The organism is Metallumcola ferriviriculae (assembly GCF_035573695.1).
In the GTDB taxonomy this organism is placed as follows: Bacteria; Bacillota; JADQBR01; order JADQBR01; family JADQBR01; genus Metallumcola; species Metallumcola ferriviriculae.
Window position 1 is genome coordinate 2,512,295 of sequence record NZ_CP121694.1, and the last position, 26,593, is coordinate 2,538,887.

23 protein-coding genes are annotated in these 26,593 nt (G+C 44.4%); 1 reads left to right on the top strand and 22 read right to left on the bottom strand.

Going from position 1 to position 26,593, the window contains the following annotated elements; translation table 11 throughout:
- Positions 1-15 precede the first annotated feature (15 nt).
- The 16 genes from MFMK1_RS12505 to MFMK1_RS12580 all read right to left on the bottom strand — a co-directional run bounded on the left by MFMK1_RS12505 (position 16) and on the right by MFMK1_RS12580 (position 16,842).
- On the bottom strand, positions 16-987 hold the full coding sequence (locus MFMK1_RS12505; protein ID WP_366922035.1) for an ABC transporter ATP-binding protein: 972 nt from the start codon (positions 985-987) through the stop codon (positions 16-18).
- On the bottom strand, positions 987-1,979 hold the full coding sequence (locus MFMK1_RS12510) for an ABC transporter ATP-binding protein (RefSeq protein WP_366922036.1): 993 nt from the start codon (positions 1,977-1,979) through the stop codon (positions 987-989). The genes MFMK1_RS12505 and MFMK1_RS12510 overlap by 1 nt, the downstream gene beginning before the upstream one ends.
- Before the next feature lie 20 nt (positions 1,980-1,999).
- Complete coding sequence (locus MFMK1_RS12515; protein ID WP_366922037.1) at positions 2,000-2,926, bottom strand: ABC transporter permease; 927 nt, start codon at positions 2,924-2,926, stop codon at positions 2,000-2,002.
- 101 nt (positions 2,927-3,027) lie between these two features.
- Positions 3,028-4,608 carry an ABC transporter substrate-binding protein gene (locus MFMK1_RS12520; protein WP_366922038.1) on the bottom strand — a complete coding sequence of 527 codons (1,581 nt, stop codon included), beginning with the start codon at positions 4,606-4,608 and terminating at the stop codon, positions 3,028-3,030.
- Between the two features lie 80 nt (positions 4,609-4,688).
- Positions 4,689-5,537: an ABC transporter permease gene (locus MFMK1_RS12525; protein WP_366922039.1), complete on the bottom strand. Its 849-nt coding sequence runs from the start codon at positions 5,535-5,537 to the stop codon at positions 4,689-4,691.
- A gap of 38 nt (positions 5,538-5,575) precedes the next feature.
- Positions 5,576-6,700 (bottom strand): Rossmann-fold NAD(P)-binding domain-containing protein, encoded by a 1,125-nt coding sequence (locus MFMK1_RS12530; protein ID WP_366922040.1) that lies wholly within the window; start codon positions 6,698-6,700, stop codon positions 5,576-5,578.
- Positions 6,701-7,051: 351 nt separating this feature from the next.
- A complete protein-coding gene (locus MFMK1_RS12535; RefSeq protein ID WP_366922041.1) occupies positions 7,052-8,086 on the bottom strand; it encodes an AbrB family transcriptional regulator in 1,035 nt (344 codons plus the stop codon).
- Between the two features lie 128 nt (positions 8,087-8,214).
- Positions 8,215-9,045: a beta-keto acid cleavage family enzyme gene (locus MFMK1_RS12540; RefSeq protein ID WP_366922042.1), complete on the bottom strand. Its 831-nt coding sequence runs from the start codon at positions 9,043-9,045 to the stop codon at positions 8,215-8,217.
- A gap of 92 nt (positions 9,046-9,137) precedes the next feature.
- On the bottom strand, positions 9,138-9,905 hold the full coding sequence (locus tag MFMK1_RS12545; protein ID WP_366922043.1) for an SDR family NAD(P)-dependent oxidoreductase: 768 nt from the start codon (positions 9,903-9,905) through the stop codon (positions 9,138-9,140).
- A 92-nt stretch (positions 9,906-9,997) separates the two neighbouring features.
- Complete coding sequence (locus MFMK1_RS12550; RefSeq protein WP_366922044.1) at positions 9,998-10,495, bottom strand: LeuD/DmdB family oxidoreductase small subunit; 498 nt, start codon at positions 10,493-10,495, stop codon at positions 9,998-10,000.
- Between the two features lie 36 nt (positions 10,496-10,531).
- Positions 10,532-11,803 carry a 3-isopropylmalate dehydratase large subunit gene (locus MFMK1_RS12555; protein WP_366924939.1) on the bottom strand — a complete coding sequence of 424 codons (1,272 nt, stop codon included), beginning with the start codon at positions 11,801-11,803 and terminating at the stop codon, positions 10,532-10,534.
- A 62-nt stretch (positions 11,804-11,865) separates the two neighbouring features.
- Positions 11,866-12,795 carry an isocitrate lyase/PEP mutase family protein gene (locus MFMK1_RS12560; RefSeq protein WP_366922045.1) on the bottom strand — a complete coding sequence of 310 codons (930 nt, stop codon included), beginning with the start codon at positions 12,793-12,795 and terminating at the stop codon, positions 11,866-11,868.
- 27 nt (positions 12,796-12,822) lie between these two features.
- A complete protein-coding gene (locus tag MFMK1_RS12565; protein ID WP_366922046.1) occupies positions 12,823-14,328 on the bottom strand; it encodes a tripartite tricarboxylate transporter permease in 1,506 nt (501 codons plus the stop codon).
- Between the two features lie 22 nt (positions 14,329-14,350).
- On the bottom strand, positions 14,351-14,821 hold the full coding sequence (locus tag MFMK1_RS12570) for a tripartite tricarboxylate transporter TctB family protein (RefSeq protein ID WP_366922047.1): 471 nt from the start codon (positions 14,819-14,821) through the stop codon (positions 14,351-14,353).
- Positions 14,822-14,877: 56 nt separating this feature from the next.
- Positions 14,878-15,924 (bottom strand): Bug family tripartite tricarboxylate transporter substrate binding protein, encoded by a 1,047-nt coding sequence (locus MFMK1_RS12575; protein ID WP_366922048.1) that lies wholly within the window; start codon positions 15,922-15,924, stop codon positions 14,878-14,880.
- A gap of 135 nt (positions 15,925-16,059) precedes the next feature.
- Positions 16,060-16,842 (bottom strand): IclR family transcriptional regulator, encoded by a 783-nt coding sequence (locus tag MFMK1_RS12580; protein ID WP_366922049.1) that lies wholly within the window; start codon positions 16,840-16,842, stop codon positions 16,060-16,062.
- 162 nt (positions 16,843-17,004) lie between these two features.
- On the opposite strand from MFMK1_RS12580, the gene MFMK1_RS12585 reads away from it, so the two are divergent.
- Positions 17,005-17,205: a hypothetical protein gene (locus MFMK1_RS12585; RefSeq protein WP_366922050.1), complete on the top strand. Its 201-nt coding sequence runs from the start codon at positions 17,005-17,007 to the stop codon at positions 17,203-17,205.
- 84 nt (positions 17,206-17,289) lie between these two features.
- Here the strand turns inward: MFMK1_RS12585 and MFMK1_RS12590 are convergent, their stop codons facing one another.
- From MFMK1_RS12590 to MFMK1_RS12615, 6 genes are all read right to left on the bottom strand, one after another.
- Positions 17,290-18,912, bottom strand: coding sequence for a long-chain-fatty-acid--CoA ligase (locus MFMK1_RS12590; RefSeq protein WP_366922051.1), 1,623 nt, complete (start codon positions 18,910-18,912; stop codon positions 17,290-17,292).
- 467 nt (positions 18,913-19,379) lie between these two features.
- Positions 19,380-19,739: an EamA family transporter gene (locus MFMK1_RS12595; RefSeq protein WP_366922052.1), complete on the bottom strand. Its 360-nt coding sequence runs from the start codon at positions 19,737-19,739 to the stop codon at positions 19,380-19,382.
- On the bottom strand, positions 19,732-20,496 hold the full coding sequence (locus MFMK1_RS12600) for a glycosyltransferase family 2 protein (RefSeq protein ID WP_366922053.1): 765 nt from the start codon (positions 20,494-20,496) through the stop codon (positions 19,732-19,734). Before MFMK1_RS12600 ends, MFMK1_RS12595 begins: the two co-directional genes overlap by 8 nt.
- Positions 20,497-20,548: 52 nt before the next feature.
- Complete coding sequence (locus tag MFMK1_RS12605) at positions 20,549-21,901, bottom strand: TIGR03111 family XrtG-associated glycosyltransferase (RefSeq protein WP_366922054.1); 1,353 nt, start codon at positions 21,899-21,901, stop codon at positions 20,549-20,551.
- A gap of 8 nt (positions 21,902-21,909) precedes the next feature.
- On the bottom strand, positions 21,910-22,503 hold the full coding sequence (xrtG, locus tag MFMK1_RS12610) for an exosortase family protein XrtG (RefSeq protein WP_366922055.1): 594 nt from the start codon (positions 22,501-22,503) through the stop codon (positions 21,910-21,912).
- On the bottom strand, positions 22,491-26,381 hold the full coding sequence (locus MFMK1_RS12615; RefSeq protein WP_366922056.1) for a 6-pyruvoyl-tetrahydropterin synthase-related protein: 3,891 nt from the start codon (positions 26,379-26,381) through the stop codon (positions 22,491-22,493). The genes xrtG and MFMK1_RS12615 overlap by 13 nt, the downstream gene beginning before the upstream one ends.
- Positions 26,382-26,593: the final 212 nt, after the last annotated feature.

A 26,593-nucleotide genomic window follows, 5' to 3' on the forward strand; every position in this document is an offset into this window, starting at 1 on the left:
AGCCCTCCACCGAAATTAGTCATAAACATGGCAAGCCACCCAATGCCCATTGGTCAGCATTCTAAGCTGAGGAACAATATTATTGCAAATATCCATTGCCTGTGGACATCGAGTATGAAAAGTACAACCTTCAGGCGGATTCAATGGATTAGGTATTTCTCCTTCTAATACAATATGCTCTTTTCGCATCCGTGGATTAGGGTCAGGCACCGATGACAAGAGAGCTTTTGTATATGGATGAAATGGCTCCTTATAAATCCGATTACAATCCCCCATTTCTACAATCTTACCCAAATACATAACACCTACTCTATCACTAACGTATTTTACCACACTTAGGTCATGAGAAATAAATATATAAGTCAAACCGAAATCCTTTTGCAGCTGCTTGAGGAGGTTTAATATCTGTGCTTGAACCGAAACATCAAGAGCAGAAACTGCCTCATCACAAATTACAAGCTTAGGGTTCAGCGTTAAAGCACGGGCAATCCCAATCCTCTGTCGCTGCCCGCCGCTAAATTCATGGGGAAAACGACCGTAATGCGCCTTACTCAATCCTACAATTTCCAGAAGTTCCTCTACCCGCTTTTTCTTTTCCTGATCCGTGGATACTAGATTATATACAATCAGCGGTTCGCCAATGATGTTTCCTATCTTCATTTTGGGATTTAATGATGCATATGGATCCTGAAAAATGATTTGGAAATAACGTCTGAAATCCCTCATCTTTTTTGAATTCAACTGATAGATATTAGTTCCTTCAAAAAAAGTTTCACCGGCGGTAGGTGTAATCAGGCGTAATAACAAGCGGCCTAAAGTACTTTTGCCGCATCCGCTTTCCCCGACCAGCCCAAAAGTTTCTCCGGATTGTACCTTAATTGAGACACCATCTACTGCCTTAACATACCCGCGAACTTTGGAAAAAACACCTGCACGCATAGGAAAGTATTTTTTTAGCTCCGTCGCTTCCAGAATGGTCTGGGTCATTAGTTGTCACCTCGATTACCATGTTTAAATGCGTACAGACACCTAACTCGATGATTAGGCGCAACTTCGACGAGTACCGGCTCCATATTATTGCACTTAGCATCAGAAATTGTACAGCGTGGGGAGAACTTGCATCCAACAGGTAAATTAAACGGATCCGGCGGATTTCCTTTTATTGATTCCAATACTTTGTCGTCGCCTTCCAAAGTAGGAATTGAGTTCAGCAAAGCCTTTGTATACGGGTGCCTGGGCCGTTCGAAAATCGTCAGTACGTCCGCCTCTTCCATTATCCTTCCCGCATACATTACACAAACCCGATGACACATATCCGCCACTACACCAAGGTCGTGAGTAATGAGCAGTATGGAGGTATTAGATTCTTCATTAATGTCCCGCATGAGCCTTAGAATTTGCGCCTGAATAGTAACATCCAGCGCTGTAGTGGGTTCATCCGCAATTAAAAGTTCTGGTTTACACGCCAGTGCAATGGCAATCATTACCCGCTGCCGCATACCGCCGGAAAATTGATGCGGATAATCATTGACCCTTTTAGCTGCCGAAGGAATACCAACCACATCAAGCATTTCCAATACCGCTTGATTGTTGTCCGCAACTTTTTTGTTAGAATGGGAAGTATATGCCTCCGCAATTTGATTACCAATAGTATAAACCGGATTTAGAGAAGTCATAGGTTCCTGAAATATCATTGATATTTCATTGCCTCTGATATGCCTCATATTCTCTTTTGATTTATCAAGAAGGTCTTCACCTTTGAACAATACCTGCCCATTACTGATTTTTCCTGGAGGATTCGGTATTAGACGCATTATGGATAAAGAAGAGACACTTTTACCACTACCGCTCTCCCCCACCAAGCCCAACACTTCTCCCTTATTGATGGAAAACGACACCTTATCCACCGCCTTAATTCTACCGCGGTCAGTGTTAAATTCAGTAATTAAGTTTTTAACTTCCAGTAATGGATTATCCATACTAATACCCACTCCCACATCTAATCCTTAGCATCAAATCTGATCCTCGGGTCCAAGTACGAGTATAGTAGGTCCGTAAATAAGTTAACCGCAACGAAAGTAATGGCCAAAATTACAACAACTGTTTGAACGACAGTAAAATCTCTTTGGTTAATTGCCGCAATTGCAAGCTTACCCACCCCGGGCCATTCAAAAACCATCTCGGTCACAATAGCTCCACCCAGCAGTTTACCAAATTGCAAGCCGATCACCGTAACCAGAGGAATCAAACTGTTTTTCAATCCATGTTTTATAATTACAAGAGATTCCTTTACTCCCTTAGCCCTTGCAGTCCGGATATAATCTTCTTCCAGAATTTCCAGCAATCCGGCCCGGGTCAGGCGGCTGATCATTGCTAAATAGAAAGTACCCAACGTGATGGTCGGTAGTACTAATTGCTGCCACGTGCCCCTGCCTGAAGTGGGAAATACATGGAATTTTACGGAAAATAACATTACCAGCATAATTCCAAGCCAGAAAGTAGGGATGGACTGACCTCCCAAAGTAAACAGCATTGTCAGGTAATCGTACCAACTGTTTCTTTTAAGCGCAGAAATTACCCCCGTAGGTATGGCAATAATCACCGCAAATAGCATGGCCGCCACCGATAATTCCAAAGTAGCCGGAAGCCTCTCAGTGACCAGCTGAAATGCCGATTTGCGATGAACCATAGACATCCCGAAATCTCCCCTAACTGCGCCTTTTAGAAAATCTAAATATTGAATGTAGACAGGCCTGTCATATCCCAAAGCATGACTGAATGCTTGTATCTCCGCTTCAGTAGCTTCCGGCGGCAGTAGTAACTGGGCAGGGTTACCGGACAAATGCATGACAAAAAATGAGATAAATGACACGCCTAATATAACTATTATCGTTTGTGGAATTTTCTTTATAAAGTATCCCAGCATTACTTACACTCCTAAGCTCTCGCCCGTTTTTTCAAAACCCTTAAAAAGTTACGGTTAGGGGCTAAGCCCCTAACCTCTATTAAGGAACTACTATTACTTAACTACTCATCTTTCTCTGCATTGTACATAAACATTATCCCATCCACAGGTGCCTCATAATCTACATTAGCGCGGATGCCATAATATGCTTCCTGGTTATAGAGAAAACCCCAAGGTGCATCCTCATAAAGAAGTTTGTGCACTTCATTATAGACGTCTTCCCGAGCTTCTTGGTCCATAGTGGAGCGCCCCTCATCCAGAAGTGCATCTACCTGCTCGTTCTTATAGTAATACCCCCGAGCTTGAGAATGGAACAGAGAGTACAAATATCTATCCGGCTCAACTTGTGTATCCCAGGTAAAGAGATACGCCTGGAACTCCTTGTTCTTATATCTCTCAAATTGTGTAGCTGGGTCAGTAATATCTAAAGTCACCTTAATTCCCACCTCACCCAACTGAGCGCCAATAGCCTGGGCAACTTCCATAGTATTGGTTGTTCCTTCCACACCCTGAGGAGGCGTAGACAGTTTCAACTCAAAACCATTCTCATAGCCCGCTTCCTTAAGAAGCTGTTTGGCTTTTTCTATGTCATGGGGATAAGGTTTGATATCCTCGTTAAATCCTTTAGTTGCCCTAAACGCGGGACCGGCCATGGGTCGAGCTGTTCCTAAAAGAATGCTATCAGTAATCGCCTGAACATCCAAAGCATAGTTAACAGCCTGTCTCACCTTGACATTATCAAGCGGCGGATTAAAAGTATCCAACCCCATGTAAAGCATGATCCCAGTTTTGGCGGACGTGTTAACATCCTGGTTTTTCTTCAAATCGTCCAACCTGTTGGGTGGGACAGAACCGATAATATCAACTTCCCCTGTTTCCAGAGCTGCCACCCGTGTAGAAGCTTCAGAAATAGGTCTGAATACTAGCTTGTCAATTTTCGGAGCACCTTTCCAATAGTTTTCATTGGCCAGTAGGACAACTTCCTCACCAGAGACAAATTTTTCAAATACAAAAGGTCCTGACCCAATGGGATTTTGTGCAAAATTTTCATTGCCCATTTCTTCTACAGCACCAGGCGGTACCACAAACATCAATGTCATTATGTTAATTAATGCCGCATATGGCTCCTTGGTCTTGACCACCACAGTATTGGCATCCGGAGTTTCAACTTTGTCCACTAGTTTAAGTCGCCACGCCTGCGGGGACTTAACTTCCGGATCCATAATTCTCTCCAGCGAGTATTTCACAGCCTCCGCATTAACAGGCTCCCCATTTGTAAACTCGATACCATCACGCAGATGGAAAATCCAGGTGTTCGGGTCCGGATTATCCCAGGATTTGGCCAACCAGGGTACGTAATTATAGTTTTCATCAAGTCTGACCAGCGTGTCAAAAATATTGCTGGACATGTTCAAAGTCTCCGTCTGGGCGGCCAATGCATAATCAAGTGATGTAACATCCCTCGTTTGGGCAACCACCAGTACAACTTCCTTATCCGTCTCTTCCTCCGGACTGCTTTTTACATCAGGCTTTTCAGCAGTCTCTTTCTGGTCTTCCTTTGGCTCGGGATTGGACGAACACCCAATAGCAAACAAGGCAACAGCCATGCTCATTACCAATAACAAAATAACAATCTTTTTCAAATTTAACTCCTCCTTAGTAAAGATTTTTTCGGGCAACGGATTATCTACATCATGACACTTCACCCTCCCCACCTTTTCGATCATTCTATCTTTTCGGTTGACAGTTTTGGATCGTAGGCATCTCTTAGACCATCGCCAAATAAATTTACTCCAAGCACCGTCAGCATAATTGCAAGCCCGGGAAATGTAGCCACCCACCAACCGTCATAAAGATATTGCCTTCCTTCACTGAGCATTCCGCCCCAGGTGGGTTTCGGCGGGGGAACACCAAGGCCGAGGAAACTTAAAGAAGATTCTGAAATAATAATGCCTGCCAAAGAAAGTGTGGCTATCACAATGATGGGCGCGCAGATATTTGGGAAGATATGATATATGATTATCCGACTATCACTGCACCCGGCTGCTCTGGATCCCTCTACATACTCTTTTTCCTTTACTGACAATACAGCACCGCGGGCTACTCTAGCATAGACCACCCAATTAGCAATGCCAAACACGATAATAAGATTGAGGGTGCTAGCACCCAGCACCGCTATCACCGCAATTGAGAGCAATATTAAAGGAAATGCCAGTTGAATATCTCCCAACCTTGTAATCACCGTATCCAGCGTTCCGCCATAATAACCAGAAATTAGGCCCAAAATCACTCCCAAAACGCACGAAATAACAGTAGCCAAAAAACTAACCAAAATGGATTTTTGCGAACCAAAAATAATCCTGCTCAGTACATCCCTCCCCAAGCTGTCGGTTCCTAAAGGATAATTTAAAGACCCATTCTCCAGCCAAAATGGTGGTTTTAATCTTAGAGCCAATTCAACCTTTTCCGGATCATGCGGAGCAACATACGGAGCAAATATGGCCATTAATATTACAGCGACGGTAATCAGCAAACCAACCACTGCGGTTTTTCGTTTAAATAATTTTTTCATTGCATTAATCCCCCATTGGTTTAACCTTGCTGGAACAGCTACTGTTGATTATTTATGAAATACGGGATACTAGCCCTGACCAGCGTCCGTTCATAGTCATTATCACTGTCCAGCGAAAGCTGAAAACCCTTTCGCAGTAATACATCCAAGTGCGGCCTTAATTGGTCCTCATACTTTTTCATGACAGCCTCAGGAAATACACCAGGCCATGCATTGCAGCTGATGCTGACCCGCCTTTGATCCTTCTTTACCCCTGTCGGGATCATGTCATATTCATCATCATCAACCTCAAAAACATATTTATCCAGAGTGCCATAAGGTATTCCTTCAATAGCCTTAACCTGGATTGGGTCACAGGACACGTCGTAGGGGTCTGCAGTTAGATCCAATATCACAGCATCTTCCTTCAAACAGCCGATCAAATCATTGGCTACAATTGACTTGGTAAAATCCCGACGCTTGCTGGCATCAATAAGAAGGTCTGTATTGGCAAAAATCCTTCTGAGATTATCTGTTAAATGTGTGGTATCCTTTTCCACATAAACAACCACCACTCCGGGGATTGATTCATTTAGAAATCTTGAAGCAATTTTTTCATCCCCATATCGGAAGCATGCCCGGCCTGCTGCTATTCCCAAGTTACCCATCCCGATAATTGTTACCTGATATGGGCTCCTGTTTCTATTAAAAAAGTCATGGCACCTTTTCGCCATTTCTTGAAAGGCAACCCGCACACCCGCTCCCGCAGTCCCTTCATATGTAACGATCACCCGTTCCCCATTGTCATTCACCATGGAATCAAGAGAAAATACGTTAATCTTTTGCTCAATTAACCTTTTAGTTAGTTCAGGCTTACTGTCATAGTGCAGCATTGATATTAACCCTGCAGATTTTTTCATATGATCAATCTCAACATCACTTGGCGCCCTTAACACTAATACCATATCCTGCTGATATACCTCCACAGAGTCTGTAAAAACAACCCTCTTGTTTTCCGAAAGGTAATCCTCTTTTGAGAAGCCAAGCTTTTCACCGTACCCATTTTCTAGATAAACGTCAACATCATACTTAGACAAGAACGCCGCCAAGCTAGGCAAAAATGCCCTTCTTTCCCCTGCCTCCCTATTCATAACCGGCAGCCCGATGCTCTTAACCACTGTCACATTACTCCCCCCGTATACATAATAGAATGTACCATTGCATGCAATAGTGTATTTAAGACTATATTCAACCAAACCACAACTATTCCTGCTTAATTTCATAATTGTTTGAAAAATAGCAAAATAAAAATAACAGCCGTATTTTGGCATCACGACTGCTCCTTAATTGTCTCACTGTGCCAGGCACTACCTTAGTTCTTTAAAATACTGAAATACGAAAGCGTCCCCCACAACCCTTATGCAATAACTTGACAAAAAGGTGCCTGGCACCACAAAAAACAACACCCCCGGTAGTACCGAAGGTGTTGGCTAATAACCTAATATTTACCCCATATCGCAATAAGGTAATACCAGTTAATTGAGATACCACTGATAGATCTGGTTGATAATTAAATAGATCGTTAGCAGCCGTATCAAATGGAAGTAAGTAACTTTTATCAAATCAGCTTTTATATCAGCGGCGACCAGTATCATCTGAGAAATTCCTGCCGGGGCAGAACATACCATGCAGGTAGCCAAATCCCAATTGGTCAACCTCTTTATCGAAAAGGCTAGGAGTACACCGCTTATTACCATTAATAAGGAAAAAATCAAACTAGGAACCATCAGCTGCCCAAAGGCGGTAAGCGTATCATGTCGAAACCGCATACCTATAATCAGTCCTATTCCCATCTGGGCAATACGTACTCCAAAGACTGGTACATTTACCCTGCTATTTAAGATAATGCTTGTTGCCCCAACTCCGATAGAGCCGCCGATAATGCCACCGGCAGGCAGGCCGAAGTAGGTAAAAGCACCGCCAACGATCAAACCACTGCCAATGATTATATACGTTTTGGCTTTATCTTTGGTTTGTTCCGGCTGCTGTTCATCTTGTGCAGCGGCCGCCTCATCTTTGGCCACGCTCCGAAATCTTACGGCAATCATGGGAATTATGGTAATTACCATAATCAATCGTAAGAATTGCAGCAAGCTGACAATGGCCACGTCCGCTCCGTAATTCATGGAAACTATGCTCATCTCGGCAATTCCGCCGGGCGTTGCACCAAATAATATTGTGGCTATATCGAGGTTAGTCAACCGTATCAGCACCGCTGAGGAAATTATCGCCGACAGAATGGTCCAGAATACTACCATTAAAGTTGGGACAGCCATGCCGCTTTTCAAGAACTCCACTTTCTCCCGGTCGATTTTAACCCCGACAAAAATACCCAGTATTATTTGCAAAATACTTGTTACCAGCGGCGGAAACGGTGTCAGACCTATTCCTGCTATATTAGCTATCCCTACAAAAAGCATTGGTCCTAATAAGGCTGCTGCCGGCAGCTTAATGATTTGCATAGCCTTCCAGCCGGCAATTGCTAGTATTAATGAGATGATGTAACCCATGATTGTTCCTTTCTAAATGCAATTTATTTAACTTAAGTTCTGAGTATCGGGCTTCAATTATTTCCCCTAGAAATACGCAGATTCAACAGACCGAATTTTCCATCCCACTGAGGACGATACCTCCAGGCCTAAGTCCCTGCGTCTGACTTTTTAAGATTTAACATATCCCGTGCTTCTGCAGGGCTGGCGATTCCTCTCCCCAAAACCCGCGAAATATTTACAATTCTCTCCACCAGTTCCAAGTTAGCAGCCAACCTGCCCTTACTGTAATAAATATTATCTTCAATACCAACCCTCACATTGCCACCCATAGCCAAAGCAATAGTTGACAATGGCACATGCTGCGATCCTATGATAGAGACAGTCCATTGAGAATCTCTAGGAATGCTATCTATCAAGTGTAATAAGTTTTTCGGCGTAGCTGGTAGTGCTCCTTTAATACCCAAGACAAAATTAAATTGCAGCGGCTTTTTGATTAAACCTCGTTCAGCTAATAAAAATGCATTATTAATCATAGCAGTGTCAAAAACCTCAATTTCGGGTTTTATCCCTTTCCGCATCATAGAACCCGCTAAAAACTCGATTAGTTCCGGCGAGTTAGCATATGTCATATTTGGAAAATTAGTGGAGCCGGTAGTTAAACTGGCCATTTCAGGATTTAAAGTTAAATTCTCGCTGCGCTCATTTAATGATTTCCCATGGCGCCCACCGGTAGATAATTGCCGAATAATCGGGCACTGCGCATCATCTAAACATTTCAGGATAGCTGCAAACGAGTCTTTTCGATGGGTTGGCCTTTGTTTCTCATCCCGCGCATGAATATGAGCAACAGATGCGCCGGCATTATAACACTCAACAATATCCTTAGCAATTTCCTCTGGCGTAACTGGTACATGAGGGGTCATATCTCTAGTTGGTACATTACCCGTAGGTGCTATAGTAATTATTACCTTATCCAATATCCAAAACTCCTTTTAAATCGTTATTCAGCATAGTAGATTAAGAGTACGAAGCTTGAAGTGCGCATATGCCAAATAATTTATTATCTTAGTTAATCAGCGCAGCGTCCACCATCGACCATTAACAAATGACCGGTAACGAAGTTTGAAGCATTTGAAGCCAAGTAAACAGCCGCACCTACTATATCCTCAGGTTCACCTAATCTTCCCATCGGGATAGTATTACTAATTTGCTGATAGTTGTCCCCTTCAGCAAGGTGATCAGCCGTTAACGATGTACGCACATAGGCAGGAGCAATAGCATTAACATTGATACCACGTTTTGCCCATTCAACAGCCATCACTTTTGTCAGTAATGCTACTCCTCCTTTGCTGGCGGCATAGGGCGCATGATGTGGGTGTCCCAAGACAGAAGACACCGAAGCCAAATTGATAATTTTTCCTTTTCCTTGGGCAAGCATTATTTCCCCAACCGCTTGTGAGCATAAAAACGTACCCTTGAGATTTACGTCAACAATATTGTCCCACTCCTGCTCCGTGTAATCCTCTAGCTTTTTCCTGTTGTTAATCCCGGCACTGTTGACTAATACATCAATTTTACCGAACTCTTTATGCACCTTTTCTACCATTAGCCTGACATCGTCCTTATCGGTAATATCCACTTTAAACGCAGCAGCCTTTCTACCCAAACCGTGGATTTGTGCCAATATATCATTGGTATTCTCAGGCTTTAAATCTGCCAAAGCTATATCCGCACCGTATTCCGCCAGTCCAATGGCCATTGCCTGTCCCAGTCCTCCTGCAGCACCAGTAATTAATACCACTTTGTCGCTTAGGTTAAATAAATTCTGATAGCTCATAATTCACCTCCATTTACAAAAGTTAAATAAATAAACGCCCTAGTGCCGGGCACCGTAAGCGCTTACTTATTTATGAGTATGCTATTCTAGATTTATAAGGAGCAATCCTGTCTAAACATCTCCACCATGCCGCCATAGGCAATTATTTGCCTCAAAAATTCTGAATAAGCTTCTGCGTTTACCCTCTGGCCTGTAGTAATGTTAATAACTTCCCCCGTTTCAATTCTAACCTCAGCTGTTTCACCATCGTTAAAAATATCCGTTACTCCCGGGCTGATGATTATGGGAAAGCCCATGGCGATGGAATTGCGGAAAAAGATAGCGGAACAGGACTCAGCCACTACGCTCCCGACACCAAGTTCCATCAGGTTTCTGCTGGCCGGTCGACTGGAACCGCAGCCGAAGTTCTTACCAGCAATTATAATATCCCCGGATTTAACTTCTCTTGCGAACTCCGGTTTGGTAGTTTTTAAACAATAGCCCTTTATCTCTTCCCGGGGAACTTTTCCGTACATGGATATGGCAGGCATCAGCAAGTCAGTACTGATGTTATCCCCCAGTTTCCAGACCCTTCCTTTAAATTGCTTCATACTATACCCCCGTTAATGATATTTACATACCTTTACTTATAAGTATTCTCTGGGATCAGTAATAACACCATTAAGAGCACTGGCTGCCACCGTAGCCGGAGATCCCAAATAAACTTCAGCCTGATCACTACCCATTCTTCCCTTAAAGTTCCGGTTTTGTGTCCCGATACAAACTTCTCCAGGGCCAATCACGCCTAAGTGTAAACCGGCACAAGCTCCACAGGTTGCATTGGTAACTACCGCATCAGCATCCATAAAAACTTTAATAATGCCGCCCTCTAATGCCTGTTTATAAACTTCTTGGGAAGCTGGTGTCACGACTAAGCGAACATCGGGATGGATCTTTTTACCCCGAATGATATCCGCTGCTATTTTTAAATCATCATAGCGCCCGTTAGTACATGTACCCAAAAACGCTTGGTCAATTTTTGTGTCCGCCACCTTGCTAACATCTTTGGTGTTCGCCAAGTCATGGGGGCAAGCTACCTGAGGCTCAAGGTCAGATACATTTAGTTCGATGACCTTGTCATATTCTGCATCATGGTCACTGACAACTGACTCATAGCCTCCTATTCCCAACCCGCTTAGAAATTTTTCAAGTTTTTTATCACATTCGAACAAAGCAAATTTAGCACCCATTTCCACTCCCATGTTGGCCATGGTCATTCTGCTGCTGACATCTAAGGCTGAAATCGTATCCCCTGCAAATTCCACGGATTTATACAAAGCAATTTCCGTACCATAAAGTGCCATAATTTTTAAGATAATATCCTTACTACAAACACCTTTACCCAGTTCCCCATTAACTACTATCTTAATAGTCTCCGGCACCCGAAACCATGTTGCTCCTGTTTTTAGGACATAAGGTAATTCGTAGTTAATTCCGCGTGCCGCCGTGTTAAATGCTCCATAAGTACACGTATGGGAATCAGAGCCCACCACCAATTCCCCCGGTCGGGCAAAACCCTTTTCCGAAAATACCTGGTGACAAATACCACCTCTCCCAATGTCAAAGAAGTTTTTAATTCCCAGTTTCTTAACTCCCGCACGCGCCGCGTGATAGAGCTGGGCCAAGTGTACATTATCCGGCGGAATTACATGCTCGCTGATTACTACAATCCTATCCGGGTCAGAAACACTTTCTAACTTGATATCTTTGGGCCACCGGGAGTTGATATCTGTCGCTGTTAGTTCACCAATTCTTTCGCCTAGCACCATAATCCTGTCCGGTTTAGCTACGACGTAGTCACCGGGCAGCACTTTACGTTTCCCGCTGGCCCTAGCCAGTATCTTTTCTGCTATAGTCATTCCCACTGTCTTTATCCTCCCCCAGTTGTATTGTCACTTAAAAAGACGACCGCACGTTGAGGCTAAGGCTTAAATCCCACGGAATTTTCGTATTTTTGGGCCTCTTTTTCAGGTAGGTACTTCTCTTCCAATTTCCGTATTTCCGGGAAGCCTGTAAACTTATGAAAATCTCCCAATGGATGATTAGCAACAAAATCGTCTTGCCATTCAGCTTCAAATAAAAGACCCTTATCTTTAAGCTGCGTAAAATAATCATACACCGCCCTGGCTGTAACCCGCATGGCTGCACCGGGAATTATTGCCACCGACACTCCCATTTCCCCTAACTGTTCAAGGGAAAAGCGCGGGGACACACCAGTAGCATTGTAAAAAATTGGGGCGTTTATCTCCTGACAAAATCTTCTTACCTCTTCCTCCGAGGTAGGACCTTCTACGAACACTATATCGGCGCCGGCCTCCCGATAAGCATTTCCCCGACGAATAGCTTCTTCTATCCCACCGGCGGCAGCTCCTCTGGCATCAGTACGGGCAATCAACAGGAAATCTGGGTCCAATTCATTACGCATATCATGAGCAGCCCTGATTTTACCCACAGCTTCCTCAAAGGGCAGCAATACTTTACCCGCCACATGGCCGCACCTTTTAAACATTACCTGGTCTTCTATGTGTATTCCGGCAATACCTGCCTGAATAAATTCCTGGACAGTTCGTCTTACATTAATGGCATTACCAAAACCTGTATCCGCATCTGCTATAGCAGGCAGAGACACGGCATTACTTATATATCTCGCATTCATCACCATTTCCGGCAAAGTTGCCAGACCCACATCAGTCATACCCAATAAACAGGCCGATGTACCATATCCAGGCACGTAAACTGCGTCAAAACCTATCATCTCAAGTATTTGGGCTGTCATGGCATTATAAGCACCAGGAATAAACAATGGTTTCTTTTGCTTTAAGAGTTCTCTCAGTTTCTTACTCTTGCTCACAGTTATTACCTCCAGAATTTTATGTGTTTAGGCCGGTTTACTATTCGATATATTCTTACCGATAAACCTTTTCACCACAGGCCAAAGAAAAACTGAACTTGTAATAACAAGCAGAGTCAAAAAAATTGGCCTATGAAATAATCCGGAAATATCGTTGGAATAAAGCATGTACGTTTTGACCATTTCCTTATCCATCAATTCACCTAAAATGAAGCCAAGGATAAATCCCATTATGGGATAGTCAAGTTTCTTAAGAATATAACCAAATACGGCAAAGAGAATTAGAATTACCACATCTATACTGAGTTTTCGCAAGGACAGCGCCCCCAATACTGAAAAGACCAGCACCATGGGCACTATTACGCCGATTGGTAGATAAACTAATTTGCTGAAATAATATATAAACACGACACCGACAAGCACCAGCATTATTGCTATAATAAATTGAGTGAGCACTACCGCATATGCAAAATCCAGATGCTCGCGAATCAAATATGGACCGGGAGACATCCCCTGAATCATAAATGCCGCCATGAGCAGAGCCGTGGTAGCACTACCTGGTACCCCGAAACAAAGCATGGTAGCCACTGCTCCACCTTCAGAGCCATTGTTGGCTGCTTCAGCTGCAATCACGCCCTCCGGGTCACCCTTCCCAAAATTATCAGGCTGCTTGGATCGCCGCATGGCTGCCCCATAGCTAAGCATACTGGCCACAGTTGATCCTGCGGCAGGCAATAAACCAATGCCTATACCTATTAGCGAAGATTTCACCAGTGTGCCTTTATACTTAAAAGTGCTAAAGAGACCCTTTATAATATCCTTCATACTGTGGCTAGGTTCAGCATCTTTGGCAATAATTGTTTCCTTTTCCACCAAGACAAACAATTCTGATACCGCCAGCATTCCCAACAGTGCCGGTATCAGCGGTATTCCTTCATAAAGAGCCATCTGTCCAAATATACCCCGAACATGACCCATAGGTGATGCCCCGATGGTACCGACAAGTATGCCAAACATCCCGGTCATTAGAGAGGGTAAGATTTGGCCCTTCACCAAGCCGACTGAGGAAATTGCAATCAAAACAACCATCAGCATTTCAGGAGGACCAAATTTCATAACCAGTTTGCCAATGGGCAGTAAAAAGACCAATACAAAGAGATAAGACACGAATAGTCCAAACGCAGAACTCATTAAGCCTAAGCCTAATGCCTCATTATGTCGCCCGGACTGCGTCATGGGAAAACCGTCAAAGCCGGTTGCGATAGCGGCCGGCGTACCAGGAATGTTTAGTAACACGGCGGTGATTCCGCCCCCATAAACAGAGCCGGTATAAATCGCAGTCAAAAAGACAATGGCCTGAAGTGATGGCATATAGTAGCTGGGTACTAACATTAGGGTAATAGCCGTAACCCCTGATACCCCCGGCAATGCTCCTAATGCGATGCCGATTATCAATCCGACGAAAATATAAAGAATTAGATCCCAGGCCATGAGCATTTGCGCCGCAGTCGAAAGTTGTGCAACAAATTCCATGCTATCCCACCTTTAAAATAGTTTAGAAGAACATCCCCTTAGGCAAGGAAATTTTAAGCAGTTGGGCAAACAATACATAAACCATCACAACTACGCCTAAGCCTGAAAATACCATGGTCGGAATCTTTCTGGTTCCCAAAATAAAACTAAAGTAGCAAAACATTATATAGGAACTTATAAAGAAACCCAATACCGGAATGATGTATGTGTATATGGCTAGCCCCAGCAGCATCAAGAAGCGCCGGTCTTTTAAATATACTTTCGCCTTTTCACTACCACCAATTGAAACGACCGGTCCGGTCTCCCTGAGATTCCTAATTACTGCCACTGTTTTTATAAGTTCCGTTATTGCCATAGCACTGAATACCCAAAAAGCTACCATAATAACCAGTTTCTCGGATAATTGAGGCAGTCTCATCACTTCTAGATAATAAATCAATGCGTAAATCCACGTTACGGCCAAAAAAATCAGCCTTCCAATTTGTACCGACATCCAGCGACCCCCTCTCGAACATTGGGTAAAGGGCCCCTAGTCGGGGCCCGCCAGCCCTAGTTTTCCCAGAATCTCTTGAACTTCTGGCAAGTTTGGTCCGAATCCTTAACTGCCTTAGTGGCAAAGTCAGGACCCTTCCAGTAAACACTAAGTTTTTGCTTCTCCACAAAATCCTGCATTTCCGGATTTTCAAATGCTTTGTTAAGAGCACCTTCCAATTTGTCCCATCTATCCGGGTATTTCTCCTTAAATCCTTTTTTCACCATTAAGAAACGGAAGTTCGACATGATAGGCATCTTAGGAAGCCCCATCTCTTGCAAAATATCATTAGCTAAAGGAATACCAGGAAAGTCTTTGGACTCTTCTTCATCAAAGAGAGCCAACGTGCGTATATCTTCACCAACACTGGACATAGTACCATGGAGCTCAGTAATAGTGTAATCCACCTCACCACTCACTACAGCCATACGTTGTGGCCCACCGCCGTCATAGGGGACACCCGTTGCCTCCTGCCCAGCCAATTCATCCAGTTGAGCAGAAGCCACCTGTGACCAGGAGCTCGGAATGTAGGAGTACTTCACTTTAGACGCATCTTCTTGAAGCGCTTTAACCAGGTCTTCAAAAGTTTTGTAGGGAGAGTCCTTTTGTACAAAGATAGCCTGGGGCGACCAATAGGTAACACCAAGATAATCGAAATCATTAAGACCAAAGTCGCTGCCGCGGATAATCTGCCCGCTTAAGTATGGTTGTAATGTATAGACAAGATAAGAGCCGTCGTCGGAATCATTTAGAAAATGTGCTTGGGTTCCCACCAGTCCGCCACCGCCGGAGCGATTTTCTATGACAACCGGCACACCCAGTTCTTTCTGTAGAAAAGGAGCAATGGCTCTGGCCAATCTGTCAGTAGTACCGCCAGTGCTATAAGGGACAACAATATTTATCGGATCTTTGGGCCATTCGTCAGCCTTTGCTTCTTGCTGACCTTGTTCTTCAGACTTAGGTTGTTCTTTTTCTGCAGTGGGCTGCTGTCCACACCCCGCAACCAGAACAACTGCTAACATCAGACAAATCACTAACAAAAACCATTTTTTACTTACTTTCATTGTAACCCTCCTTAGAATGTTATGTTACTTACACTGAAACGGGATTTCTTAGAACGAACCAATTACTTCATGGCGTGTTTCACTCCTTTCCATTAGGTTCTCAAACAAATCTTAACTCCTTAGCTCAGTCACTCTTTATTTTCCTTTCCAACCCATCTGGAAAGAGACTTCCTTAGCGCATTCCATAGTATCCTTTATCAATTCCGTCACCCGTTCAGGAGTGAAACGTACCGAAGGCCCAGAAATACTTATCCCAGCCACTACTTCCCCGTCATAATCCCTAACAGGTGCCGAAATAGATGCAGAGTTTAGCACTCTCTCACCCGTCGTACAAGCACATCCCTGCCTTCTAATATTCTCTATCTCTTCGGCCAACACTGAAGGATTAATGTGTTGGCCGTCAGCCTGATTATGCTTAAGTACGTTATTGATTATTTGGTCCTTTTCTTTTTCCGGCAGATAAGCCAGCAACAATTTGCCAGAGGCCCCGGTATATAGGGGATTATGAAGCCCAATCTGAACAAAGTTACGGATATCCTCTGAGCTTTCTACCTTCTCAATACATACACGGCTATAGTTTCGGACAATATTAAGTGTCACAGTTTCTCTTGTTTTTTCGCTTAAATGCCTCATAAAAGGTAAAGCAGCATCACGTATTTCAATTTGAGATATGGCCATATTGCCTAGATCCAAAAGCTTTAGGCCTAATCGGTATTTTTGGTTATCCGGGTTTTGCATTATCATCCCGCGATATTCCAGAGTCTTTAATAATCTAAATACCGTACTTTTATTTAAACCAATTTTTTGACTTAACTCGCTAATTCCCAACTCAGGTTTTTCCGCAGTAAAGGCAAACAAAACATCGATACTACGGTCTACCGAATTGATGATGTGCTGTTGATTAATGACTTTTGACATAAGAACCACCTTTGCAAATTAGATTAATTGTAAATCTGTTTCACCTGATGAAACGCCGTTTTGTATGTTAAAACAAGTTAGCCATAGTTTACTGTATATTCTTAAAATATTAAATTGTTTTTCTGCCAATGGAAGAATTTCGGGGGTGAATGGAGGAATTTAGTGAAGCCCCAATCAAAAAACCTGATTGAAGCTTCATTTCTAAATAATATGCGATTCTATATCAACCTCACAACAGGGACATATTTATTAGCTGACAGCAAAAAACTGCGGGAAAGAAAAACACCGCAGCTTTTTAAGACACCCCCGGTGCCTGACACCGAGGGTATCCCTATAGCCTTAAGAAGTAAGCCGATAAAATAATAAGTGACACCCCCGGTCATAATGGTGTCAGGCACCGAGAGTGTCCGGGGTGTCACTTATTTGTCGGTCGTGCACCTGCTGATCCTACCCTTCTACAACTGCCTTAGCCTGTTCTGAAAGTTTACGCCGCAGGATTTTTCCTACTGCGGTCTTGGGCAGTTCACCCATAAACTGTACTTTACGCGGCGCCTTGTAAGAAGCCATTTTATCCCTGCAGAACTTGATAATTTCTTGCTCCGTCAAGTTGGATCCCTCTTTGGTTACCACAAAGGCCCACACCGTTTCCCCTCGGTATTGATCAGGAACACCGGCCACAGCGGCCTCCACAACACCGGGACATTCGTAGAGTACTTCCTCAACCTCCCGGGGATAAATATTATAACCGCCGGCAATAATCATTTCCTTCTTGCGATCCACAATGGAGAAATAACCGTCTTCATCTACTATTGCAATATCACCGGTATAGAGCCAGCCATCCTTTAACGATGCTGCGTTTTCCTCCGGCATATTCCAATAACCCTTCATCACTTGGGGACCTTTGATGATCAGTTCACCCCGCTCACCCACGGGTACTTCCTCCCCTGTAGCAAGATCCACAACTTTACAGTCCGTATCGGGAAATGGAATGCCAATGGTTCCCACCCTATTATTATCTAACGGATTAGCGTGCGTCACCGGCGATGCCTCAGACAAACCATATCCTTCGAAGAGAGATGCACCGGTGGCATTAACAAAGTTTTTATGCACTTCTATCGGCAGTGCCGCCCCGCCACTGTTACATAAACGAATGGAAGAAGTATCAAAATCCTTAAAATTCGGCTGCTGCAGCAGCGCAGCGTACATAGTGGGTACGCCGTGAAACATAGTTGGCTTGTATCCTTGAATCAGTTTCAGAATTTCCTGAGGCTCAAAACGCGGGACCAATATTCCCGTAGCCGCCAGTAACACTCCTGCATTCATAACGCAGGTCATACCGTAAGAATGGAATAATGGCAGTACTGCCAAGCCGCGATCTGTAGCCATTTGCATATCCGGGTCCCAACATTTAATCATATGTGCATTATACAAGATGTTTTGGTGAGTAAGCATAGCCCCTTTGGCAGTACCTGTAGTGCCGCCGGTATATTGCAAAACAGCCACATCTTCCGCCAAGTTAATATCCACCTGAGGCGGGTCATTGGGTGATGCGACTATCAAGGTGTCGAAGCGGTGAACATCTTCCCCTTCAATCGTCTTTTCTTCTCCCAAAGAAAAGACGATAATATTATTTAATGAAGATTGTGGCTTTGCCGCTGCCACCGTGGGAAACAAAGCATCATAGACAATCATTGTTTCCGCCCCGGAATCTTTAAGCTGGTGGCTCACTTCTCGTTCAGTATACATCGGATTAGTTTGAACAACTATAGCGCCGAGTTTCAAAACAGCGTAATAACTGATCATATAATAGGGAGAATTAGGGGCCATGATGGCTACCCGATCCCCTTTGTTCACTCCCAAGCGGGAAAGCGCAGTGGCAAACCGCCCTACCTGTTCATTATATTCCTTGTATGTCGTTTTTTTACCGTAAAAGATATACGCATCCACATCACCATATTGCGCTGAAATCTCTTCCAACATTCCCGGCAGAGCTTTCTTGGGATAATCCAGAGACGGGCTAACCCCCTCAGAATAAAACCTATGCCACGGGCGATTAAAGTTTTTGGACACACTGTTTCCCCCTCGTATATTATTTAGCACCCTTTTATCCGAGGGCGCCGGTCGGACACGGCTTGGCCGCACGGAGCAGCAACCAGAGTCAAACAGATCAATGTCGTAAATATTTAGGACTTTTCGATAAATATGTGATCACACGACCTTAAGACTACTTGGGCGTACCACCCCCAGTTAGACAGAATCCCCAAAATGATCGTCGTTTTTTCAATATTCAGTCAATTTTTCTTAATCTAGCTACCGTTCTTCGCTCATCCTACGGTCCCTGCATTATTACCCCACTGATATATAATATGATTATACCATTTATTGGATATCAGCGTCAATTTTATCCGCGGCTTACAGGGGAGGTTTCTCCAGCGCGAGCCGGCTTGGTATGTTCTAAAATAACCCTGCATAACAAACAATAACCCAATAACTTGACAAAAAGGTGCCTGACACCATTTTGTCAAGTTATTGCCTGCTTAGCTTCTTGAAATAAACGTCACACCCGCTAATATAAAAAGCAACCCAGTCACACGAAAGAGAGAAATATGTTCCTTAAATAACCACGCGGAGAGCAGTAAGATAAAAACATAATTCAAACTGACAAGGGGATAGGCGTAGCTCAGTTCGGTTTTGGACAGGACCGCTAGCCAGAGGACAGCGCTGATGCCAAAACATATAAACCCCAGGGGAATTTCTGGTATTAGGAACACCTGGAGCAGTTTAGCCCAGATGTCAACGGCGGAAATGGAGCCGAATTTTTTCATGCCCATTTTGATTAACACTTGCCCGACTGAACCGAAAACAACTGATAATAGAATAACCAGCAAATTAGCCACTGAACCTGCCCCTTTCTTTTGCTAATACTAAATCCATATGATCTAACAGCAATCGGAAGTAACCGCCAATAGTCCTAAAAATTTTCATTTTGCTGGCTCCTTCTTTAAGGTCGTACCGCAGTACCAAACCAACCTCAGATATTTTGGGAGAAAACGGGGCTAACTGGGCGAGAATTTGTGCCATACATGTGAAGCCGGTTTCGGTGATAAACTTGTCCTGGTAAAACTCAAACGCCCGTTGAATAATATGGGCAGAATAAAGTCGAAAACCACAGGTATAGTCTTTTACCCCCTTAATGCGTAAGCAGCAGGTCAACATGATACTGGCACATCGACTGAGCAATCTTCTATGCAGCGAAAGCCCCACCTCTTTTCCTCCTAAGGCGTATCTTGATGCGATTACGATATCACTTCCGGCCCGCGCCTCCTCCACCATATCCACCATCAGTTGAGGACTGTGAGTGTTGTCCGCATCAAGAGTGACTATAAAATCACCTTTATCGGCCGTATCGGCGATGTATCTCAAACCGGTACGTATTCCGGCGCCCAGCCCCTTGTTTACCCCATGCTGCAACAAGGTAATGGGCATCCTTCCAGCATACTGCCTGGTAATTACTGCAGTAGCATCGGTGCTGCCATCATCCACCACAACAATTGAATAAGACTCATCCCCGGCCGAAAAACTATCTAAAATAGCTTCAAATAATTTCGGCAAAGCTTTTTCTTCATTTAAGGCAACCAGCAATACGTAAATCATGTTTACCACACCCCTCTTTCACGATTGCAGACGTCGCCTCTGCACCACCCGTCTATGCCGAGCTCTTATTTCTACCCAGCACTCTGAAAACAAATTTACCTAGGCCGCGCAGTGCCCGCCGCGTCTGGGCCACCGGGTTCTCCGCATTCCACTGGGCGGGTTCGGTGATAGCATGTATCATGGCCGCGACACGAAACCAAAACACAATGAAGCGGAAAACGGGCATAAAGATAATCACCCAGCAGTGCTCCCGAAGATACGCCCGGTACTCTTTGTCGAGATAGAAATAGGCTACCAGCAGGTAATTGGCATCAATGAACAAATACATCAGATAGACAAAGAAGTTAGCCAAAAGAATTAGCTCTAAAGGGTAACCGACAAATACCAAGAGCGGCGTCAGCACCGTCCACACTATTCTGGGAAACATCAAGGTATGGTCGATAAAGAGCATTCTGGAGGCAAAGGAGCGGATTAATTTTAGGACGCTGCCCTTGTAAAGTTCCGTATAAGAACTTATTACTTCCAGTTCTCCTCTCTGCCAGCGCACCCTTTGAGAATAAAGCTTAGCCCAAGAAGAAATCGGCTCCAAGTATATCTTTGCTTTATCCATAAAAATAAGTTTCTGCTGGTCGTTGCGCATGCGCAGCTCAAAAGTCATCTTTGTATCCTCAGAAATTGAGTTAGAATCATATAAATGAGTGTTAAGCAGCGACCTCCTGTTAAAACAAGAAAACGCGCCGGCCAAGGTAAACAATCTATTTCTGTGAGATTGGTATTTCCTGCCCACAAAAAAGGCTTCCAAGTATTCAAGCAGTTCACAATGCTGCAGCAGCCTCAGCCCAAGCGACTTCTTATTAATCTGCTTATGATCTATCAGGATAGCTCCGGTAGCACCGGCGACTTGATCATTAAGAAACATCGCATGAACAGTTTCCAGCACCACATTAGGGCCGATCTGAGCATCGGAATCCAAATTGATGATGATTTCGCTGTTACCCAAAAAAACACCGGAGTTGAGCGCTTTTGCTTTTCCTGCCTCCTCGATCCTCACCCAGCGCAGGCAGAGACCACCATGTGCGTTGGAAAACCGGTTAAAAACGCGAAAACTATCGTCACTGCTGCCATTATCTATCAAAAACACCTCGATTCGCTCACGAGGGTAATTTTGTGCAAAAATTGATGTCAGGCAGGCATGCAGTGTTCCTTCAGAATTATGCACCGGCACTACTATCGACACCCGGGGATAGTAACTAATGCTCAAATCTTTATCCTCACGCTGCTCCTTTCTCAACATGCGCCAGGAAAAAATAATATGTTTGGCGGCTATCACCCCATCCAGCATCATGGGAATGAGCAGCCAAATACCCCAAAAAATGATGAAATTCCATAAAAATTCTTTAGTCATTGGTAACCCTAATTTCCTTGTTTATTTAAAAAGAACATTGTCCTTTTGGTAAAGAAAAACCAATACAGCATCAGCATCAACAAGAAAAATACACCCCGGCCTAAAATGGTATGGGCAATAAAGATGGCATTCCTACCCCAGTAATAAACAGCCGCTATTATCAGCTCTACCCGAACAATGTTGATGATAAAAATTAAAGCGCTGCCCACAACCAGAGCATATACCTTCTTCTGCCTGCGGAGCACCGGATAAAAAACTGCCAATCCCAGATAAACGCTGATTTCCAACAGCCCCGAACACTCAGTACCCACTTCAAGCGAAGTATAGCCGCTGATTTGCGTGCCGGTCATCAGGATAGTACCCGCCGCTTGAAAAGGTACCACAGGAATACCCAACATCTGATTGATACTGGTCAAGATACCAATCGCCAATTGACTGAGGCGGTATTCCACCGTGGTGTTTTGCAACATAAAAGCCATAATCAGCGCCAAACCTACTGAACCCCAGATAAAGTAAAACACCCTTATCCTATAGATATAAAAGAAAAGCAGTATAGCCAGCCAGACAACGATTATGGGCAAGAAAAGAGTTAATTTTTCCATGAAACCGGCTTCTTTTTCTGAATAGTGATTATCCCACCTGCGACAGCTACCACCACAAACACCAGTAACAAGAAATATCCCAGCGCCGGAACAGGTGTTATCTGAATATCGCGTATTTCACCGCCGGCGCCCCGGTTGGGTATAATGTCAAAGTCGTGCTTATATAAGTAAAAATCGTCAAAATTGGGGTCCAGTACCCATTCATCATTTTGCTTGGGAACATCATTTTTAATAAAGGACGTCATGGCATAAAAGCGAATAGGCTGGTTAGCTATGATACCCAGTTCATCAAAAGGAAAATAAAATTCAAACTGTAGGCCTTTCCCCTTCTCACCCCAGTTGCCGATATCTTTCCAAAGCGGTGCATCGCTGAGCGGCTCATTTCGGTAAAGGCGCACCCTCACCTTGCCGGAGTTGGGGTTATACTGAAAATAACCTACTTTGTCCGCATCGTCCATATAGCTACCATTATTATTAATATCAAAGATAATCTTGCCGGACATCTTTAGATTCTGGTCCTGCTTTACCGTGGAAGGATATCGCTTAAAGCTAAAGTAAAGCTTCGACTCCCCGTCATTGGTGCCCCAATATACACGCCTGGTATCCCCGGCAGTATAGGACATCTGGGAAACATTGCGCACATCGCCCTCAGGGTCGTCCACATGAGGCATATTAAGCCAATCATCAAATTCCCCGTCCAGGTTGATAGCATCCGCGGCCAGGGCAGACTGAGGAACCAGCACCAGTACCATCAACAGCAACAACACTGTCAGCCCGGTGGTACGTTTCACAGCCTTAACCAAAAAAGGAATCCGCCTGCCTGATAAAAGCATCGCCAAGAGCATCACACCCAGCAGCGACATCAGTCCCCCGGCCTTAGTTGCCTGCGGCCAATGGTTAATAATCTCCATCCGGTAATCCCCTGCCTTCCCCTTAAATTCAATCAAGTTATGCAGCCTGCCAACTTCAACATCCGCCGGGCTGTTAGATTTAATTTCCATGCTGTCCAGATATGCCATCGGAATGACCATCCAGTCGTTGCTCAATTCAGCGGGCAAATTAAAACTCAAATGCACCCCGCCGCTGTTCGGCTCAAAGATATCCAGCGGTACAATGTCCCGCACCACCGTGCGCCCCGGTTCCGCATGCAATATGCTGCCCAGCATATTCAGCACTTCCGGGTCCTCAGTAAGAAAGGCATAGTAGGGCAGGTTTAACCCCATAAAATAGATGTTGGTATCTTGATACATTTTATATCCTTCTATTGGCCGCTGTTGGTTATAATAGGTTACCAGGGATGATACCTTATCCATCCCCTCCAACACAAAGGTCTTCCACGGTAAGTGCTCCGGCGGCAGGCTGCGCAATCTTACCGCTCTGTCACTAACACTGATCAACGGCTGCTCACGCATAATTACCGGCTCGGCCACCACACCCAAAAAAGAAGTTCGTTTAGAAAATACATCTTTCGGTGCACCGGTCAAATCTACTAACACTCTACCGCCACTGTTGGCATAATCAAGTATCAGCTCCTCGGCAGCTTTTTTTGATAACCAGTCAAAACCCGACAGCAGCAAGGTTTTATACTGCTTTAGCTCCGCCAAACTATATTTATCCACCTCAGCAAAAGCGCCGAGCTTAATCTGCGGAAATATCATCGCCAGATTAGGTGCAAACCGCCCAATGCCAAGAATCTGATAATCAGCAGACACTAGATATGGCGTCCCATCTTTGACATAGCCAGACAACCCATCAAATTCCTCCACGAAGCGAAAACCAAAATCTGCTGCTTTCGCCCGAAAAAGATCCCGGTCTGTCAATAATTCTTCCTTTACAATCAAGCTGGTAGCACCCATTTCAATCAAACGATCAAAAAGATAGTCATACCAACCGTGCTGCAGCGCAGTATTTAATAAGACGATATTTTGCCCGGTCTCAGCTCCCTGCCAAGCCCAGCCAAATATCTGCCCCCGCTGATGTTTTTCCGATATCAGGTACGAAGGCATTGACCCTTCCCCGCTTAGGTCAAGCATGGCCACCTTGAAGCCGGCATTCGCATCCACCGCCGCTGTCAACGCCCGGTCTAGGCTGCTAGGAATACTTTCTCTCGCAGTGATTAACCTGGTGGACATGTAGCCATCAGCAAATAAGAGCATCACAACAAGGATGGGAATGAGCGCCCGCTTCAGCTGTCTCCTATCGATAAGGCTGCTTATATCCGGCACTTCCACAATACCTAGCAGTAATAAGGCAATTCCCGCCGATGTTGCCCGATCAGGCCACAGCAAATGATGAAACGGCAGTTGGTTATATATTGGCCGAAAATAAGTGGTAGAAGCGGCAAAAACCAATAACCCCAGCACCAGGGCTGCCTTTTGATAAACTTTTTTCCTGGACCACTGAAACAACGCAGCAAGGGCTAAAACAAAATAACTGATGCCAAAGTAAAAGGCATCGTAATTATGTAAACGCTCCCAAGGATTTAGCCGAACCACCGGGGAAAAGTACCGCATGGTGTCAGTGGCGGCCTCGGCATTTACCCCGGTAATACCACCAACTAAGCTAGGTACAAGCCACCAGCAAGTCAGTAAAATACCGACAACAAAGACACCAACCGTGCGTATGAAATCCTTAAAGGATGTACCACCAAACAGCATAATAAGAAATAAATATAAGGTAAGAGTAATCAGGAATAAAGCACCCATCATCGCGTGGGACAGAATAATAAGGCTGACCGTAGCAGCCAATGCAACTATCTTTATGCCCCTTTTTTCAGAGTTTTGGATAGCAAGAACGAGATATATTAAGAGAGGCAAAAACATGAGAGCCAACATACGCGGAACATTACCTTCAGAAAAACCTACCCGCAGGTTTTCAGGTACCACCACCCAAATCAGAGCTAGTGCAACTGAATGAACCAGCGTCAACCTGTTACGAAAAAGCAGCCAGCTGCCGCTGCCCACAAAACTAACGATAAACAAAAATAAATTCACCGCCCTGACCATATCCCCGGTAAAAAATCTTACCAGCGCAAGCACATAATAAGGAAGCGGCGCCCAGTAACGAAACGGATCAATACCGTTATACCAATCTGCCAAATAACGCGGAAACCAATCACCCTGCATGATAGCTTGGTATAAATACTCCGCCTTAAATACGTGCCCCATAGAGTCTGAGCCCCACGGCAGCTGAGCCTTGGTGAATAATACCGGATAATATATCAGGAGATTAACGCAAAATATAACTAATAAAGCCCAAAATACCCGCCAAACAGTTTTTCCTTCTTCTACAGCCGCAGACTCCAGATTATCACCCTGCTGCGTATCTTCTTCCTCATCTTCCATTTTTTCTTCATCAGTAGCAGCTGCCTCTTGTGCCGCATCCTCAAGTACATCTTCGCCGGATACTACTACTGCTGCGCTTCCCGCCGGCTCCGTATCCACCGGGCCCTGATGCTGTTGGTAAAATTCATCAGGCAATGCACCACCGATGAAGCCCGCATCTTCTTGGAGTCCCGTTACCACAAAGCCTCGGGTGGGGGATTCGCTGATGGCTAATTCCATCAGAACAAAACCGTGCTCAGCAAGCTTCCCCTTGATACCTTGAGAAAAATACAAGCCAAGATTCTCTGTGGAAGGGCTAAACCGGTCAAATGGCTTTAATAAATTGAGGGTTTTTCCTTCATAATAGGAAAGATACTTCCTGACCACAGATTCTACTTCTGTAAATCCAGTTCCCAGGTCAGTACCATTAAAACTCTCACTGGCAATTTTCGCACTGATTTCCCATATGTGAGTATGCGGTTGTCCTTTTTTGCCGTCAATCACTATCCAATGTTCCGCAGATAGGAAAAACGATATATTAAGGTACATCTGCATTATAATTACCCCTGACTGATCTCATTTAGCTAGTACTGGTTATATAAGTTAATTCGACATTTCCCGATAAATTCCTTGTTAAATTGTGACAAAATGGGGTCAGGCACCAGGGGGGTGTCTCAAGGCACCAGGGGGGTGTCTCAAAAAAAATAAGTGACACCCTTTTGGTGTCAGGCACCGGGGGGTGTCACTTATTTTAGACACCCTTTTGG